Consider the following 15,530-nt stretch of genomic DNA (forward strand, 5'->3'; position numbering starts at 1 on the left):
TTAATAGAATTAAACGCTTAAGCTCACGTCATAGAACTCTAATAGTGCTTTTTCTGCATGTTGATTCCATACATAATTATTCTTCGCTAAGATTGCATCTAATTCAGAGAAAAACGGATCTTGCTTTGCAAGTGAAGTGAAATTATCAATTGCAGTTAAAGGCAAATCGATATGTGGATAAATCAGTTTTTTACCACCCGGAATATCCAATTGATTTAAAATGGTATGAGGCGCAGCTTGTAGGCCCCCAACATGAGTAATCATGAATGAAGGATTAATATCACCTTTCGCTGATAATTCTAAAGACTCCACCATATCACCTGTAGAACCACCAGAGGTTCCAACAATATGCGTTGATTCATAATGTACGTTATAGAAATTAAATGGCACTTTAAACTCTTTATCCGTAGGACCTGCGAAGAAATTTAAACAACCATCATTACCAAGTAGTGCATCGGCCTGCTCTAATACTTGTGCAACTGCAGCATATACCATTACATCATCATAGCCTTGATCATCGTTCAGGGATTTAAGGTAAGTAACTGGGTCTTCCATCTCAATAGTATTGACATAAATCAGCTCGATACCCTGTGCTTTTGCTGCACTAACCGGGATTAAACTTTCAGCACGAGATAAGCGATCTTCATCAATATCAGTAACCACTATTCGTCTTGGTTTTACTGGTCCGTTAATCGCATAATCAATCGCACCAATCCCCATAGGTCCAGCACATGCAAGTAATGCCAACGTCCCTCCCTCTTTAATTCCCATTTCATGTTCATATATGTATTGAGTTGTATGATAACTTGCATGGAAAGCACCGATAATGCATGACATTGGCTCAGCCAAAGAAGCATCTGCGTAATACGAACCGTCATAAGGCAATACACAACCTAAATCGATAGCAGTTTTAGGAATAACTGAATACGTTGCATTTCCTCCAAAAGTTTCATAGCTATAACCCGCAGAATACCCCGTAGGTAACCCCATAGCAGGTTGAAGTACAAAAGAGTCTCCAGCTTTAAATTGATCTTTTAAATTCTCACCAACCTCAACAATTACCCCTGCATATTCATGGCCAGTGATAACAGGAACTTCATCAATATTTTCTGGCACTCGCTTATGCTTACTACCAAGTAATGCCGCTTTGTATGTTGATAAACACACGCTGTTTGAAATATTTTTAACCAGTAATTCATCAGCAGAAATTGGCGGTAATTCAAATGTTCTTAATTGGATGTCTTTTTCACCACAAATAACCGCAGCTGTTGTTTGAGTCATAATTTTTTCTCCTACTTGGGGGACGTACCATCCCCCAGAAATAAATATCGTTAAGCCTGTTGTGTCTGAATCGTATTGAGTAACTCGTTAAGTGCAGGGTCATTAAGAAAGTTGGTAATCGTAATCACAGGTAATCCTGTCGCTTTAATTGCACGCTCTTCTAAACTTTCATGAGTTACAACAACATCCGCATCACTTGGTACTTTTTCTATCGCAAAGTTTTTAACCTCAATGTCATAACCCGCTTTAACTAATTTTCTCTTAAAGGTTGAAGCCCCCATTGCACTTGACCCCATTCCCGCATCACAAGCAAAAGCGACAAATTTAATTGGTTGCGCTTCTGCTTTTTCTACTGATGCTTGAGGCTGTGCTTTACCTTCGGCTTTCATGTCTTTCATATCGATAACCGATTGCTCAAACTCATCTTCAGATTGTTCTTTCTTGCTCATTTTAAGAATCGCACTAGCAACAAGGAATGAAACAACCGTGGCACTTGCTACACCCGCAAGCATCGCGATAAAGCTGCCTTTTGGTGTTAATGCTAAATAAGAGAAGATAGAGCCCGGACTTGGACCAGCAACCAAGCCAGCATCCAGTAAATTGAATGTTGCTATACCTGTCGCGGCACCAGCAATCATGGCTACAATCATAATTGGCTTCATTAGTACGTAAGGGAAATACAACTCATGAATACCACCAAAGAAATGGATAATTATCGCACTAGGTGCAGAGCGTTTACTTAGCCCTTGACCAAATTTGGCATAAGCTAACAACATACCTAGACCTGGTCCTGGATTAGATGCCACCATGAAGAAAATGGATTTACCCGTTTCCGCTGCTGCTTGTAAGCCAAGTGGGTAATAAATACCTTGGTCGATAGCGTTATTTAAAAAGAGAACTTTTGCAGGCTCATTAATGACTGCAAGTAAAGGAAGAAAGCCAGTTGCTACTAGTGCTTCGATGCCTGATTTTACAAATAAATTCGCCGCAGTTACCGCAGGTCCTACAACTTCATATGCCACCAAACAACAGATCATGCCTATGATGCCAAGAGAGAAGTTATTCACCACCATTTCAAAACCTGATGGGATTTTGTGTTCAACTCGTTTATCAAACTGAACAATCGCCCATGCACTCACAGGTCCCATGATCATGGCACCAACGAACATAGGAATATCAGCACCAACGATGACACCCATCGTACCGATAGCACCAGCGACAGCACCTCGTTTATCACCGACGAGCTGTCCACCGGTATAGCCGATAAGTAACGGCAATAAATAAGTAATCATAGGGCCAACGATTTCACCAAACTGTTCATTTGGCATCCAACCTGTTGGAATAAATAACGCAGTAATAAAGCCCCACGCAATAAAGGCTCCGATGTTTGGCAATACCATCGCGGTCAAGTGACCACCGAAGGCTTGCACTTTTGCTCTAGCGTTCATGAGATATCCTTTCTTAATATGCTTTAATAATATCGAGCACTTCATTTTTTGAAGTTGCTGCGGTTAATTTTGCAATGTTTTCTTCATCTACAAGCATCTCACTCAATGCTTGAATAACTTCAATATGTGTATCAGAATCTTTTGCAGCTAAGGTAAGTAATATATTGGCAGGACCAAGATCAGAGCCAAACTCAATGGCTGATGGGAATATATGAATGCCTAATCCTGTTTTTATCACCCCAGCCTCAGGGCGGGCATGAGGCATGGCGATACCTGGACAAAGTACATAATATGGGCCATTATCATATGTGGATTGAATAATAGCATCGGCATAATTTGCCGTTACGTACCCTTTTTGTTCTAAGTAACGCGTTGTTGTTTTTACTGCGTCTTCCCACGCATCAATATCGTGATTAACAACATCAATTAAATCATGATCAATTAAATCGTATAGCATGAGCGAGCCTTCTTCTTGGTCTGTATTTGATAGAACTATTATCAATATAGAAGATGGCAGTCGGCAATAGATGACATTTTGTGATCGATAACTCAAAATAATCACAGTCAATAGGAAAGAAAGAACAAATCTCACAAAACAAATAAGTAATATTTATACAAATTTTAGTTTTACTACATTTCAATAGATTAAATTTGATACACCCCACAAATTAATATAAATATTTAAAATTATTTTTTATGATTACAATCACATTTGAACAATTGACAAGCTTTAAAGTGTGATTAGATATTTATTTTATTTTTGATGAATCATGATTTAATACACAACAAAAGGTGACTTAGTTCACCAATATTCTTTTATTAACTCATAATGTGTTTTTATTACATTCTAATTTCACATCCATATGATGAAATAAATTACACAAATACAGAGTTAACTCGTAAATCTCTTTCCTAATATTATCTTAAACTTAAGAATTGCATCAAAATATACAAAATGGGTATTTACTTAATGCCTTGTATTTATTTCAGTTATGTTTGGTGTTAGTTCAATATCATGTCGATACTATCTCGTGCTCCATTTTTGTATGCTTTATGTATCTCTCTATCTTCACCCGTTATCGCAAACACAGATAATGAATTTGATGATCTTGATGCATTACTCAATATGCCGCTTGAATCACTAGCCGATACGAAAGTTGTCACAGCAACCAAAACATCACTTAGTCTGTCAGATGTTCCAGCTTCTGTTCATGTCATTACTTCGAAAGAGATAGAGCGTTCTAGCGCGCGCTCTATTGCCGACGTTTTGATTCTTGCACCAGGGCTTCATGTTACCAAATTTTCCGATTACGACTGGACCATTTCAGCTCGCAGTAAAAACCAAGGTGAAAATAATACGCTTTTAGTCATGATTGATGGCCGAAGTGCAGTTAACCCAATGTACTCTGGTGTTAACTGGGATACTCTACCTGTCAGCCTAGATAGTATTGACCGTATTGAAGTGGTGTTAGGCCCAGTTGGTACAATGTGGGGAGGAAATGCGGTTAATGGTGTCGTAAATATCATCACAAAAGATGCAGAAAGTGCACCCAAAGCACAACTAAGTGCTTCGACAGGTAATTTTGACTACAAAGAATTTAAAGCTCACCACAGCGACCAAATTAGCGAAAATACTCATTTATCAGGCTATATTGAATCACTGCAACACTCTCCGTTTACTGACACTGATAAGCACTTTGAAGACCTTAGGCATTTAAAAGTATTAACAGAACGCTTTGGTATGCGTGCTGATTACCAAAACCTACAAAATACGGTTTCTGTTCAGTTTGGTGGGATCCAGTCTCGTGAAGATTATCAGTGGCTAACTTACACTCCTGCTTTTCTTGAGCCTGCAACACATAAAAATGATTATGATATTTTTTTCACAGAAATGAATTCACAAGAATTATTCGCTGGTTTTCAATATCTTCATGAAAAACTGGATGGCGACCAATGGGAAAACCAAGTATGGGTTACTCATAGTGAATCAGACAGCACCAACGAACCTGCAAGTTTTACTCGTATCGATCTTGATACTCGTTACACCTTTAATACTCAAGATTGGGGGATATTAACAGTTGGTGCGAATGCCCGTATTATTGACGAAGAGTACGCTCAATTCTCTGAAAAAGAACAATACTTCTCACCTTATGTCCGCACCATAGATGATCATAAATTCTTAAATCAAAGCTATGGTTTATATGCAAACTGGGCAGTTGATATAACCGATTCAACAGAAATAACACTAGGTAATCGTATTCAATATGCCAATATTACTGAAGAGTGGTACTCACAACCTCAAGTTCGTGCATTACAAAAATTAACGGACAATCAACGTTTATGGATGGGTTGGGGTCGAGCAGTCATTACACCTTCTCGTTTAGAGTTAGATACTCAATTTCAAGAGAACAGTTATTGCAGTAGTTGCGCTTATACCGTCAATCCTGATGGTAGCCTAAATTATTATGACTACATGATGTCCTACCATTACTTAGGTAATCGTGATTTAGACATGGAATCTGTCGATACGTATGAGATTGGTTACCGTTATTGGCAAGATAATCAATTCCAATTAAGCCTAAGCCTATTCTATAGTCAGCATGATAATGTTAGAGCTTATAAAGGCCTAGGAGGAAATCGATACTTTACACCTGATAGCTCTGAGCATTCTAGCGGCACAATTATTGATGATATGTTTGCTCAATTAGTTGATCCTCTATCCCAAGAAACTATGGGAGGGGAGGTGAGTATCCAATGGCAACCAATCGATGTCTTGCAAATCAATGCCAATTACAGCTATAAGACAATCGAGGGAGACTGTAACGGCTCTATCTGTAGTTCAAATGAATTGCCTATTTTAGATCTAGAAAATACACCTCATCACTATGCCACACTGCACGTGATGTGGGATATTCATCCGACAGTCTGGGTTTCATCAATAGTGAATTATGTTTCAGCATCAGAACCTGACGAAGCATTAATTCAAGCATATCAATCTTATGGTGACGATTATACGATCTGGCCAGAAGTCGTTACGATTGATATGTCGATTAATTGGCAACACAAACCAACATGGCCAAGCATTAAAGTCAGTGCGGAGAACCTAGGTAGTGACCAATTAAAAGAATACCCAGAGCAATTTGGGCCATTTGCAAATGGTACTCAATACTATGCTGAATTAAGTTGGAATTTTATATAGCCATGTTCAAAACAAAAGCACAGGCAAATTCATCCACACCGTTATTTTATGGGCTTCGCTCTAAAGTAATAGGCTGCCTGCTGCTTTTACTTATAAGTTTTAATCTCAAAGCTAACGATAACAACATTCAAGACCATAATTTGAAAGCGGTTTATTTATTTCGTTTTGCTTTTTTAACCTCCTGGGGTGAGTTCGCCCCAAACAATAAACAATTTAATTTCTGCAGTGAATTAGATCTAGATATTAGTAATACATTACAAGCATTGATAACCAAAAAACCAACACAAGCTAACTATATTCCCTATTCATCCGTAAAAGATCTCGAACGAGAAACATGCCATGTCATTTATCTCTCGACTCAAGATCCTAGCATTATCAATACATTTAAAATCTCGCAACCACATGCACTGTTAATCGGTGATGGCCAGCCGTTTATTACAGCAGGTGGAATGATTGCCTTCATTAAAGTAAATAATAGAATTAAACCTTTGATCAGTTTACATAATATTAAGCCAACAGAGCTTTCTCTTCGTTCACAATTATTATCTGTATCTGAAATAGCAACCAATGAGGGGTCATTATGATACTTCAATGGTTCAGCGCTTTGCCGTTACGTAAAAAAGTCATCTACCCTATTTGGACATTACTGACCCTTAGTACAATGATCCTAGGGGCAAGTGTTGCTCATTTTATGGGAGTAACTCATAGTGCTAATTTATACACTCGTACGTCTATTCTCGCTCAGGGTATTGCTAGTAATCTATCTGGTGCGTTGATCTTTAATGACCAACAAACAGGTTTAGATCAAATGAATGCACTTTCCTTTGATCCTGAAGTGATCGCTGCTCGAGTTGAGCATATTAATAACGAACCTTTCGCCAAATTAGATAACTTACCTGAAAACTGTTCATGGCACGAACGAGATATCCAATGCTCACACTCAGTCTTTTTTGCAATTACACACCCAATAACATTAGACAATGAACACCTTGGTAATCTGACAGTATGGGCCTCAAAAGACAGCATGTTTGAACAACGCAATCAGATTTTAACCATTTTCTTAATTACTACGGTTATCTTCTCGCTTTTAGCGTTATTCTTTGCACACAGAGTACACCGATTAATTGCCACGCCTTTATTGTCCATATTTAATTCAATGCAAACGGTTATCAAAAAAGGGGTAACCGAACAAAGGTTGCATATTGTTCACCCTGACGAAATTGGAAAACTCACTCATTGCTTTAATGAAATGCTTGATAACTTAAGTCAACGTGACTCTCAATTAACACTTGCATTTCAAAGGCTTGAAGATAAAACCCATTATATTAATCAAGTATTAGATTCACTTGATCAAGGGCTGTTAGTTGTCTCCCCTAATAAGAAAGTAATTTATCATAATCCAGCAGCTCGTTTATTGCTGCCCCAAATTCAGCTCAATAATGATGAAATGACATCCCTTAATCAGCAACATATTGAAAATTTATTGTCTGATTTTGAACCAATAAACCGATTAACTCTACTTCGTGAATGCATCGAAACACATCAACGATTAGAACCGACAACCCTTCGCCATCAAGGTACAGGGCAACAATATCAAATATCGACTTACCCGATTGCGGGTGAAAATAACTCATTAGTACACATAGAAGATATTAGCCAACGCTATCTCATTGAACAGCGTCAGCGAATGGCTGAAATGATTTTTGACCAAAATCCAAGTTCAGTGATTGTTGTAACAAGAAAAATGGCGATAGAAACTAAAAATAATGCCTTTATTCAAACATTTGGAAACATCACCAATTTAAATCAACTGCATTTACGTCAACCTATCGAGCTCAATACATCAGTATTAAAACAGGTACTAAAAGTAGGTTATTTTAAACTTCAAACAGACGTTACAAGTCAGTTTTTTTCAAGAAAACACGGTCACAAATCACATTGGTTGCCTTGTTTACTAACTATTAAATTAATCAAAAATGGCGATAATAAAGTAGAGTCATTTGTAATATCACTTAATGACCAAACTCAAGTAAAAGAGCTTCAACGCCTTAACTTTGAAGCCAACCATGATGGGTTAACACAATTAGCTAACCGTCAAAATGCTTATAAACAACTACTTAATGCACATAAAAAACAGAAATCCGTTTATCTAATCTTCCTTGATTTAGATGGTTTTAAGGCGGTAAATGATACTTATGGGCATCAATGTGGTGACGATTTATTGAAAATCATTTCACAACGTTTGACTAATAATGTTTTTGAAAACGATCTTGTCGCTCGTCTATCTGGTGATGAATTTTTACTTGGTTTGTACTTAACAAATCCGAGGGTAGCAACTCAAGAAATTAATGCTATTTTGCAGCGTATCTTAAATGCAATTAGCTACCCTATTAATATTAATGGAGCCACTCCTTATGTATCAGCAAGTATTGGAGCGTACTACTGGTCTGGTAACGATCAGACTCCATTAGAAGAGGCTCTAGAAAAAGCCGATAAGGCCATGTACCAAGCTAAACTTTCAGGAAAAAATCGTTACCATATAGCAAAAGAAATCAATCCGTTTCTCGTTTAAGCATCATAGGGGCAAACTCTTTATATGAGTTGCCTTTATCTTTTTTAGCCTCATACATGGCGATGTCAGCAAACTTTATTAGCTCTTCGCCATCAATGCTGTCATCTGGATAAATAGCAACACCGACACTAGGAGAAATAGATAGAGGTTCACTGCCGATATTTACGGGAAACTTAAACTGCTCTAATAGTTTCGAGGTTAACTTTTTCACTCCAGAGCATTGAGCGATACCTTGACCAATAACTAAAAACTCATCCCCTCCTAGACGGAATACATTATCACGACTTCTCACCGTCTCAGTTAACAGTTGAGCTGTTTTCTTTAAAACCTCGTCACCTATATCATGGCCTAATGTGTCATTAATCTCTTTAAACTTATTTAAATCAAGAAAATAGACAGCAACTTTCGTATTAGTCTTTGCAGCTTGATGAAGTGCAGCTTGTAATTCAGTATTAACCATACTACGGTTTTTAAGCCCAGTAAGTTCATCATGATGCGCTTTGTAAGTTAGCGCTTCTGTTTTTTCATGAACAACTTCATTCATTTGGTAGAAAGCTGATAATAACTTACCCATTTCATTTTTCTCGACGATATCCGAAATATCAAGTTTATGGCCTTTTTGCATTTTCTTCGTACTAAATAGCAATAATTTTAATGGATCAAATACATTACGCTTCATAAAGAAAAAAGAACCTATTGCCAAAAAGATTAAAAAAGCAATTTGCATTTTAATGAAGGTAACAAGTTGACTGCGATTCTCTTTAAAGTCGCCTTTTCTTTGCTCTAGTAGCAACAACTCAATATTAGTAAATTGATTCAAATCTTCTCTTAAATCGTCCATATAAGCTTTACCTTTATCTTCTTTGACAAGAGATAATGCTTTAGGCAATTGATCTTGTTGAACAAAATCAATGGTAGCAGCTAGTTCTTCAAATTTAAGAGCCATTGATTTTTCAATATGTTTAAGCGCTTGTTGCTGCTTTTGATTGTCTTTTGTCAACTTTTGTAGAGCAGAAAGTAGCTGCTTGGATTCCGCAATCCCTGTGTAATATGGTTGCAAATAGTGAATCTCTTGGGTCAATAAAAACCCTCTTTGACCCGTTTCTGCGTCTTTCATACTGCTCAATAATCTTTCAGACTTTGTAATCACATTATGAGTATGAATGACCCATGCAAGCTTCTCTTCTCCATAAGATTCAAGCTTAAATGTCAAAGCAGAACTCGCAATAGCCACAGAAAACAACACCAACAAAAATAAAATCAGTTTTAATCGAACACTCATACAACACCGAAACATATAATTAACAATCCTTTGTGTTGTATACTAACAATTATTGATAAAATTACTAATAAATACTTAAAAAATAAGTGATTCAATCAAGAAATTAAGAGCAGGAAAATTAAAGCGTTAACGTTTATAAAGCAAATAGCGATAAAAACTTATCGTAAAACGATAAATAATTATTGTTATTTATTTTAAATAGGCATATATTCTCATCACACACACTGAATGGGAAACACCATGAATAATTTAAATAACATCCAATCTTTTAGTTCAAAACTGCTTATTGTTTTTGGGTTTGCTTTGTTTGCTTTACCATTAATGGACACTGCTCTTTGGTTCGCTGCGACACTTTTTAATTCGCAATCATTTCAGAGTACCTTCCCTATTGAAGTCACTCTTCCACTCTCTTTCTCACGTTCCATGCTAGGTTATCTACCAAGTATGCTTCCTACGTTACTAACCTGTGCAATTTTATGGCAATTAATCCTTTTATTTCGTTTATATAAGAAAGGACAAGTTTTTACCCTTGAAAACACTATCAGGTATCGTAAAATCGCTAACATCTTAATTATGATGCCATTTGTTCAAGTGTTATCCGATATACTTCTTAGTATCGCACTTTCTTATACTGAAGATAATGTGGAAGGCAGCTTTAATATTTCAGACAGCGAAATCAGTGTCTTTGTTATTGGTTTAATCGTACGAGTTATCGCAAAAGTAATGGAAGAGGCAAGCCTTATCCGCGAAGAACAAGAACTCACAATCTAGAGACAATATATATGCCTATCGTTGTAAATCTCGATATCATGTTAGCCAAGCGAAAAATGCGCTCAAATCAGTTGGCTCAATTAATTGGTATCACGGAACAGAATTTATCTGTACTAAAAAATAGCAGAGCAAAGGCAATAAAATTTTCAACCTTAGAAGCCATTTGCAAACATTTAGAGTGCCAACCTGCGGATATTTTAGAATATCAAGCAGAGGAAGAATAAGACTATCCAGCAATAAAACGCCATGATTCACTCAAGTGTGCTTCATGGCGATTGTAATTATGTTTAAGTAAATAAAGAGTCTGAATATTGTTTCACAAAATCAATAAATGTTCTTATTCTCTTAGGCTGATAACGATCTCGATGATAAATCGCAGAAAAATCAACGGTTGGAATTCCCCACTCTTCAAATACTTGCACAAGTTTTTTATCATCTAATTCTTGCTGACAATAAATCAGTGGAACTCGAATAATTCCATTTCCTGCGATGGCACCAGCAACCAATACTCGTCCATTTTTACACTGTAAATTTCCTTTAATCGAAACATCATAATGTTCTTTATTAACTAAAGATTGGAAATGCCACTTACGAACAGAGCCTGTTAAACAATGGTGTTGCTGCAATTCTTTAGGATGTGAAGGACGACCATATTGTTGTAAATACTTTGGACTGGCTAATGTTCCCATCTCAATATCAAGTAATTTCTTCGCAACAAAACCAGAATCTTCAAGACTGCCCATACGAAAAGCAATATCAAACTCTTCTTCAATTAAATCCACTCGATTACTACTAAAATCTAAACTGATAGATACATCTGGATACTGTTGCATAAAGGCATTAACGATATCAGCTAAAAATACCTCACCTAAATAACCACCCACACAGTTTATTTTTATCTCCCCTTGCACCTTTTCAACATCATCCACAGCAGAAAGCAGAGCTTGATCTATAGTATGAAGAGCTTGTTCACATTGATGATAAAAATGCTTACCCGCTTCCGTTAAACGTAGAGTTCGAGTTGTACGAATTAATAACGTCACGCCCATTTGTTTCTCTAGGCTACTTATTTGGCGTGACACATGAGAACGAGATACGTCGAGTGTTTCCGCCGCCTTAGTAAAATTTCCCAAGCGAGCAATAAGGACAAACGAACGGATATCGGTAAGGTTAATGCGATTAATCATAAAATCAGTACCATCTTTTATTAAGCATTAAAGCACTAGCTTTGGTTGAATAAAATCAATAAACGCAGAGATTCGTTTAGCGACCGATGAAGAATGATAAAACACAGCATTCACTTGCTCTCTATCAAGATTACTTATTTTTTCAAACTCTAATAATGACACTAGCCGCCCTTCTTCAAGATCTTTTTTTACCATAAATCCAGATAAACAAGCGATACCATTACCGGATAAGGCAAGCTGCCTAATGGTTTCTCCATTCGTTGATGTAATCGTCGGAGTAAATTGAGTAAACCCTTTTAACGGCCATAAATTAAGCACTTTAGGGCTAGAAAAACCAATGGTTGAATGACGATGTATGTCACTTACTTGCTTAGGCGTTCCCCTACGGGAAAGATAATCAGGAGAAGCCACAATATACAGTAAACTCCTTCCTAAAGGCCTTGCTCTTAAAGTTGAATCGACTAGTTTACCAATACGAATAGCAAGATCGGTTCTTTTCTCTAAAAGGTCAACAAACCCTTCATTGGAAGTTAATTCTAACTGAATATCAGGATAGACCTGATTAAACTCTTGGATTAAAGGTACTAATTGATGAAATACAAAAGGGCTGGCAGCATCAACTCGTAGTCGTCCCTTAGGCAATTCCCCTCGTGTAATAATATCATCTTCAGCTTGCTGAATATGTTGTAAACCCACTCTGATCGCTTCTATAAACTGACGGCCTTCATCGGTTAACTCTACACGTCGCGTAGTTCGATTCAATATGGAAACCTTCAATTGCTTCTCTATTTTACTGACCGCTCTTGATACTCGAGCAACTTGAATATCCAATGCCTCAGCGGCTGCAGAAAAGCCTCCACTATCAACAACTGCTAGTAATATTTCTAAATCATCAGAACGCGTCAACATACCTATTCTCTTACTTAAACCATGGCTTACTTATTATATCACTTTTAACAAAAATCATTTGCCATAAGCACTATTTTTCACAATCAAGATCTCTTTCATAATGCTCTCATTGAACAAAGCCTATTTAACGCTTCACGTTCTATTTATACAGACAAATAAAAAAGTGAGATATATTATGCCATTAGCATTACTTGCATTGACGCTCAGCGCCTTTGCGATTGGAACAACCGAATTTGTCATTGTTGGCCTTATCCCAACCATGGCGACAGATCTTAACGTATCTTTACCCTCTGCTGGGCTACTTGTCAGCCTTTATGCTCTTGGCGTTGCCATCGGCGCTCCTGTTTTAACAGCATTAACAGGAAAGTGGAACCGTAAAAGTACCTTACTCTCTGTTATGACATTATTTGTTGCTGGTAATCTATTAGCTTGGAAAGCACCAAGCTATGAAACCCTTGTTATTGCTCGTATTCTTACTGGCTTAGCTCACGGGGTCTTTTTCTCTATTGGCTCAACCATTGCGACGGGGTTGGTAGCTAAAGAGAAATCAGCAAGCGCCATTGCTATCATGTTTACAGGCTTAACGGTTGCTTTGGTTACTGGTGTACCGCTAGGAACTTACATTGGCCAAACTTTTGGTTGGCAAGCAACCTTTTTAATTGTGGCCATTCTTGGGTTAATCGCTCTTATTGGTAGCGCACTGTTAGTCCCTAACAATTTAACGCAGCCACCTGAAACCAAATTATCGGCACAGCTTCGTGTATTAACTCAACCTCGTTTACTTCTGGTTTATGCCATTACTGCATTAGGTTACGGCGGAACATTTACCGCTTTTACCTTCTTAGCCCCTTTATTAGAAGAGATATCAGGCTTCAACTCAAATGCCATTAGCTTAATCATGTTGGTATATGGCGTATCCGTTGCCATTGGCAACATTTGGGGTGGGAAAATGGCAGATAAAATGGGACCAATCAAAGCGCTAACCATTATTTTTTCTGGTTTAGCGTCAATATTACTCATATTCAATGTTGCGGTTATCAACCCGATCACCGCGGTGATCACCATTCTAATTTGGGGTGCCTTCGCTTTTGGTAATGTGCCGGGCTTACAAGTTTATGTCGTGAAATTAGCAGAAAAACACACACCTAACGCTGTTGATGTTGCTTCTGGATTAAATATTGCGGCATTTAACGTAGGTATCGCACTTGGTTCTTGGGGAGGTGGACTTATCGTCACAAAAGCAGGATTAATTCACACTCCTTGGGTTGGTGCTATTATTGTTTTAGTCGCTTTAGCCTTAACTCAGTTCAGCGGTAAGCTAGACAAAAAAACAAACACACATAATGAAGCGACTTCAATAATAAATATGACTGAGTAACATCTAACAGCGATAACCCGATACGCAGGTGAAGCGCCACTATTATTGCAGTATAGCAACAGAGTTTCAAGTAAATGACTATATATCAACAATAAGAGTCGCAGTAATATACATCCATCGCAACGAAACAGGGTTTTAAATCCCGTTGCTTATTGAATTTATTGAGGAAATAGAAGATGAAAAAATTAGTTGTTATTACAGGTGCAAGTTCTGGTATTGGTGAAGCAATCGCTCGTCGTTTAAGCGATGAAGGCCATCCTCTACTTCTTCTTGCTCGTCGTATTGACCGTCTTGAAGCACTTAACCTACCAAACTCTTTATCAGTAAAAGTAGACGTAACAGACAAAGCCTCTTTTGAAGCGGCTATTGCTCAAGGTGAAGCAAAGTTTGGTCCTGTAGATGCAATCGTAAATAACGCTGGTGCAATGCTTCTTGGTCAAATTGACACTCAAGATGCACAAGAGTGGAAAACCATGTTTGATGTAAACGTTCTTGGTCTTCTAAATGGTATGCAAGCAGTTCTTGCGCCTATGATGGAGCGTAACAGCGGTACTATCATTAACATCAGCTCTATTGCTGGTAAGAAAACGTTCCCTAACCATGCTGCTTACTGTGGTACTAAGTTTGCGGTTCATGCTATCTCTGAAAACGTGCGTGAAGAAGTGGCTTTATCAAACGTTCGTGTAACAACAATTGCACCAGGTGCGGTTGAGACTGAGCTTCTATCTCATACGTCTTCTCAAGAAATTAAAGACGGTTACGGTGAGTGGAAAGAAAGCATGGGTGGCGTACTAGCTGCTGACGACATTGCTCGTGCAGTATCTTTTGCTTACCAACAACCTCAAAACGTATGTATTCGTGAAATTGCGCTAGCACCAACTAAACAGCAACCATAGTAAGTACTAACATACTAATCAACGCATCGTTAAATAATAAACACAAAAAAGCCAAGCTTGAATTCTCTAATAGTTGAGATATTTGCTTGGCTTTTTTATTTTGTTCAAACTAAAGAGTCACATCAATTAATGACGTATCTCTTATCGGCGATAGTTACCACCACGATTAGAAGTACGAGCTTTATGCGCTGATGCCGCTTTTGCTTGTGATTTCAAAATCGAATCAACCGTCAATTCCATTGGCTCTTTTGGTTCAAGACCATGTGGAAATGTGCGTGAACGTGGCGGCTTATCAAACTCTAGGTTTGATGCGCGTGGCATACGTTTAAAACGGTATAGGTAAAAGTTTTCTAGCTTCTCTCTCGCCCATTCTGTTTTCTTTAGGTATTTAACACTACTTGCAATTGATGGGTTCGTATTAAAACAGTTTAAACGCATTGCGGTATCTAGAATTTCCCAACCGTAAAAATCAACCAACTCTTGTAGCAAGGTTTCTAACTTAAGACCGTGTAATGGGTTGTTTTGTTGCAGTTCAATTCTTTCTTCATCAGTCATCATAACGAGTTCCTAAGTATCGGTTGTTCAAACAGGGTGAATAGGCGGCGAA

General features: G+C 37.7%; 14 protein-coding genes. 7 read left to right on the top strand and 7 right to left on the bottom strand.

Features of this window, described 5'->3' with window-relative positions:
* Positions 1–9 precede the first annotated feature (9 nt).
* From HC728_RS11135 to HC728_RS11145, 3 genes are read right to left on the bottom strand one after another with little or no spacing between them, the layout of a single operon-like run.
* Positions 10–1,281: a zinc-binding dehydrogenase gene (locus HC728_RS11135; RefSeq protein ID WP_190395496.1), complete on the bottom strand. Its 1,272-nt coding sequence runs from the start codon at positions 1,279–1,281 to the stop codon at positions 10–12.
* A 50-nt stretch (positions 1,282–1,331) separates the two neighbouring features.
* Positions 1,332–2,729 (bottom strand): PTS mannitol transporter subunit IICB, encoded by a 1,398-nt coding sequence (locus HC728_RS11140; RefSeq protein WP_190395497.1) that lies wholly within the window; start codon positions 2,727–2,729, stop codon positions 1,332–1,334.
* 13 nt (positions 2,730–2,742) lie between these two features.
* Positions 2,743–3,186: a PTS sugar transporter subunit IIA gene (locus tag HC728_RS11145; RefSeq protein WP_005421821.1), complete on the bottom strand. Its 444-nt coding sequence runs from the start codon at positions 3,184–3,186 to the stop codon at positions 2,743–2,745.
* Positions 3,187–3,744: 558 nt separating this feature from the next.
* Between HC728_RS11145 and HC728_RS11150 the strand changes: the two genes are divergently transcribed.
* From HC728_RS11150 to HC728_RS11160, 3 genes are read left to right on the top strand one after another with little or no spacing between them, the layout of a single operon-like run.
* Complete coding sequence (locus HC728_RS11150) at positions 3,745–5,928, top strand: TonB-dependent siderophore receptor (RefSeq protein ID WP_190395498.1); 2,184 nt, start codon at positions 3,745–3,747, stop codon at positions 5,926–5,928.
* A 2-nt stretch (positions 5,929–5,930) separates the two neighbouring features.
* Positions 5,931–6,512, top strand: a complete 582-nt coding sequence (locus HC728_RS11155; RefSeq protein WP_065598171.1) for a YfiR family protein — start codon at positions 5,931–5,933, stop codon at positions 6,510–6,512.
* On the top strand, positions 6,509–8,500 hold the full coding sequence (locus HC728_RS11160) for a diguanylate cyclase domain-containing protein (RefSeq protein ID WP_005421817.1): 1,992 nt from the start codon (positions 6,509–6,511) through the stop codon (positions 8,498–8,500). Before HC728_RS11155 ends, HC728_RS11160 begins: the two co-directional genes overlap by 4 nt.
* Here the strand turns inward: HC728_RS11160 and HC728_RS11165 are convergent.
* Positions 8,481–9,782, bottom strand: a complete 1,302-nt coding sequence (locus HC728_RS11165) for a diguanylate cyclase domain-containing protein (RefSeq protein ID WP_190395499.1) — start codon at positions 9,780–9,782, stop codon at positions 8,481–8,483. The two genes, HC728_RS11160 and HC728_RS11165, sit on opposite strands and share 20 nt — an antisense overlap.
* Positions 9,783–10,022: 240 nt before the next feature.
* Here HC728_RS11165 and HC728_RS11170 point away from each other — a divergent pair, with 240 nt between their 5' ends.
* Both HC728_RS11170 and HC728_RS11175 read left to right on the top strand, forming a co-directional pair.
* Positions 10,023–10,553: a DUF2975 domain-containing protein gene (locus tag HC728_RS11170; RefSeq protein ID WP_005421815.1), complete on the top strand. Its 531-nt coding sequence runs from the start codon at positions 10,023–10,025 to the stop codon at positions 10,551–10,553.
* An 11-nt stretch (positions 10,554–10,564) separates the two neighbouring features.
* Positions 10,565–10,777: a helix-turn-helix transcriptional regulator gene (locus HC728_RS11175; RefSeq protein WP_005421814.1), complete on the top strand. Its 213-nt coding sequence runs from the start codon at positions 10,565–10,567 to the stop codon at positions 10,775–10,777.
* A gap of 63 nt (positions 10,778–10,840) precedes the next feature.
* Here HC728_RS11175 and HC728_RS11180 read toward each other — a convergent pair whose 3' ends face one another.
* Both HC728_RS11180 and HC728_RS11185 read right to left on the bottom strand, forming a co-directional pair.
* Positions 10,841–11,740: a LysR family transcriptional regulator gene (locus HC728_RS11180; protein WP_038155721.1), complete on the bottom strand. Its 900-nt coding sequence runs from the start codon at positions 11,738–11,740 to the stop codon at positions 10,841–10,843.
* Positions 11,741–11,767: 27 nt separating this feature from the next.
* Positions 11,768–12,649 carry a LysR family transcriptional regulator gene (locus HC728_RS11185; protein WP_017019923.1) on the bottom strand — a complete coding sequence of 294 codons (882 nt, stop codon included), beginning with the start codon at positions 12,647–12,649 and terminating at the stop codon, positions 11,768–11,770.
* Between the two features lie 175 nt (positions 12,650–12,824).
* On the opposite strand from HC728_RS11185, the gene HC728_RS11190 reads away from it, so the two are divergent.
* Positions 12,825–14,027, top strand: a complete 1,203-nt coding sequence (locus HC728_RS11190; RefSeq protein ID WP_017019924.1) for an MFS transporter — start codon at positions 12,825–12,827, stop codon at positions 14,025–14,027.
* 176 nt (positions 14,028–14,203) lie between these two features.
* Positions 14,204–14,923 carry an SDR family oxidoreductase gene (locus tag HC728_RS11195; RefSeq protein ID WP_011262955.1) on the top strand — a complete coding sequence of 240 codons (720 nt, stop codon included), beginning with the start codon at positions 14,204–14,206 and terminating at the stop codon, positions 14,921–14,923.
* 141 nt (positions 14,924–15,064) lie between these two features.
* Here the strand turns inward: HC728_RS11195 and HC728_RS11200 are convergent, their stop codons facing one another.
* The gene (locus HC728_RS11200; RefSeq protein WP_005421808.1) at positions 15,065–15,481 is read right to left on the bottom strand and encodes a VF530 family DNA-binding protein; all 417 of its coding nucleotides are present in this window, start codon (positions 15,479–15,481) and stop codon (positions 15,065–15,067) included.
* Between the last annotated feature and the right edge of the window lie 49 nt (positions 15,482–15,530).

This window comes from Aliivibrio sp. S10_S31, from assembly GCF_014694495.1.
GTDB classification, from domain to species: Bacteria; Pseudomonadota; Gammaproteobacteria; order Enterobacterales; family Vibrionaceae; genus Aliivibrio; species Aliivibrio fischeri.

Bases quoted from the DNA above. Each gene is read 5' to 3' on its own strand.
- HC728_RS11135 (WP_190395496.1), bottom strand. From the start codon at position 1,281: ATGACTCAAACAACAGCTGCGGTTATTTGTGGTGAAAAAGACATCCAA.
- HC728_RS11140 (WP_190395497.1), bottom strand. From the start codon at position 2,729: ATGAACGCTAGAGCAAAAGTGCAAGCCTTCGGTGGTCACTTGACCGCG.
- HC728_RS11145 (WP_005421821.1), bottom strand. From the start codon at position 3,186: ATGCTATACGATTTAATTGATCATGATTTAATTGATGTTGTTAATCAC.
- HC728_RS11150 (WP_190395498.1), top strand. From the start codon at position 3,745: ATGTCGATACTATCTCGTGCTCCATTTTTGTATGCTTTATGTATCTCT.
- HC728_RS11155 (WP_065598171.1), top strand. From the start codon at position 5,931: ATGTTCAAAACAAAAGCACAGGCAAATTCATCCACACCGTTATTTTAT.
- HC728_RS11160 (WP_005421817.1), top strand. From the start codon at position 6,509: ATGATACTTCAATGGTTCAGCGCTTTGCCGTTACGTAAAAAAGTCATC.
- HC728_RS11165 (WP_190395499.1), bottom strand. From the start codon at position 9,782: ATGAGTGTTCGATTAAAACTGATTTTATTTTTGTTGGTGTTGTTTTCT.
- HC728_RS11170 (WP_005421815.1), top strand. From the start codon at position 10,023: ATGAATAATTTAAATAACATCCAATCTTTTAGTTCAAAACTGCTTATT.
- HC728_RS11175 (WP_005421814.1), top strand. From the start codon at position 10,565: ATGCCTATCGTTGTAAATCTCGATATCATGTTAGCCAAGCGAAAAATG.
- HC728_RS11180 (WP_038155721.1), bottom strand. From the start codon at position 11,740: ATGATTAATCGCATTAACCTTACCGATATCCGTTCGTTTGTCCTTATT.
- HC728_RS11185 (WP_017019923.1), bottom strand. From the start codon at position 12,649: ATGTTGACGCGTTCTGATGATTTAGAAATATTACTAGCAGTTGTTGAT.
- HC728_RS11190 (WP_017019924.1), top strand. From the start codon at position 12,825: ATGCCATTAGCATTACTTGCATTGACGCTCAGCGCCTTTGCGATTGGA.
- HC728_RS11195 (WP_011262955.1), top strand. From the start codon at position 14,204: ATGAAAAAATTAGTTGTTATTACAGGTGCAAGTTCTGGTATTGGTGAA.
- HC728_RS11200 (WP_005421808.1), bottom strand. From the start codon at position 15,481: ATGATGACTGATGAAGAAAGAATTGAACTGCAACAAAACAACCCATTA.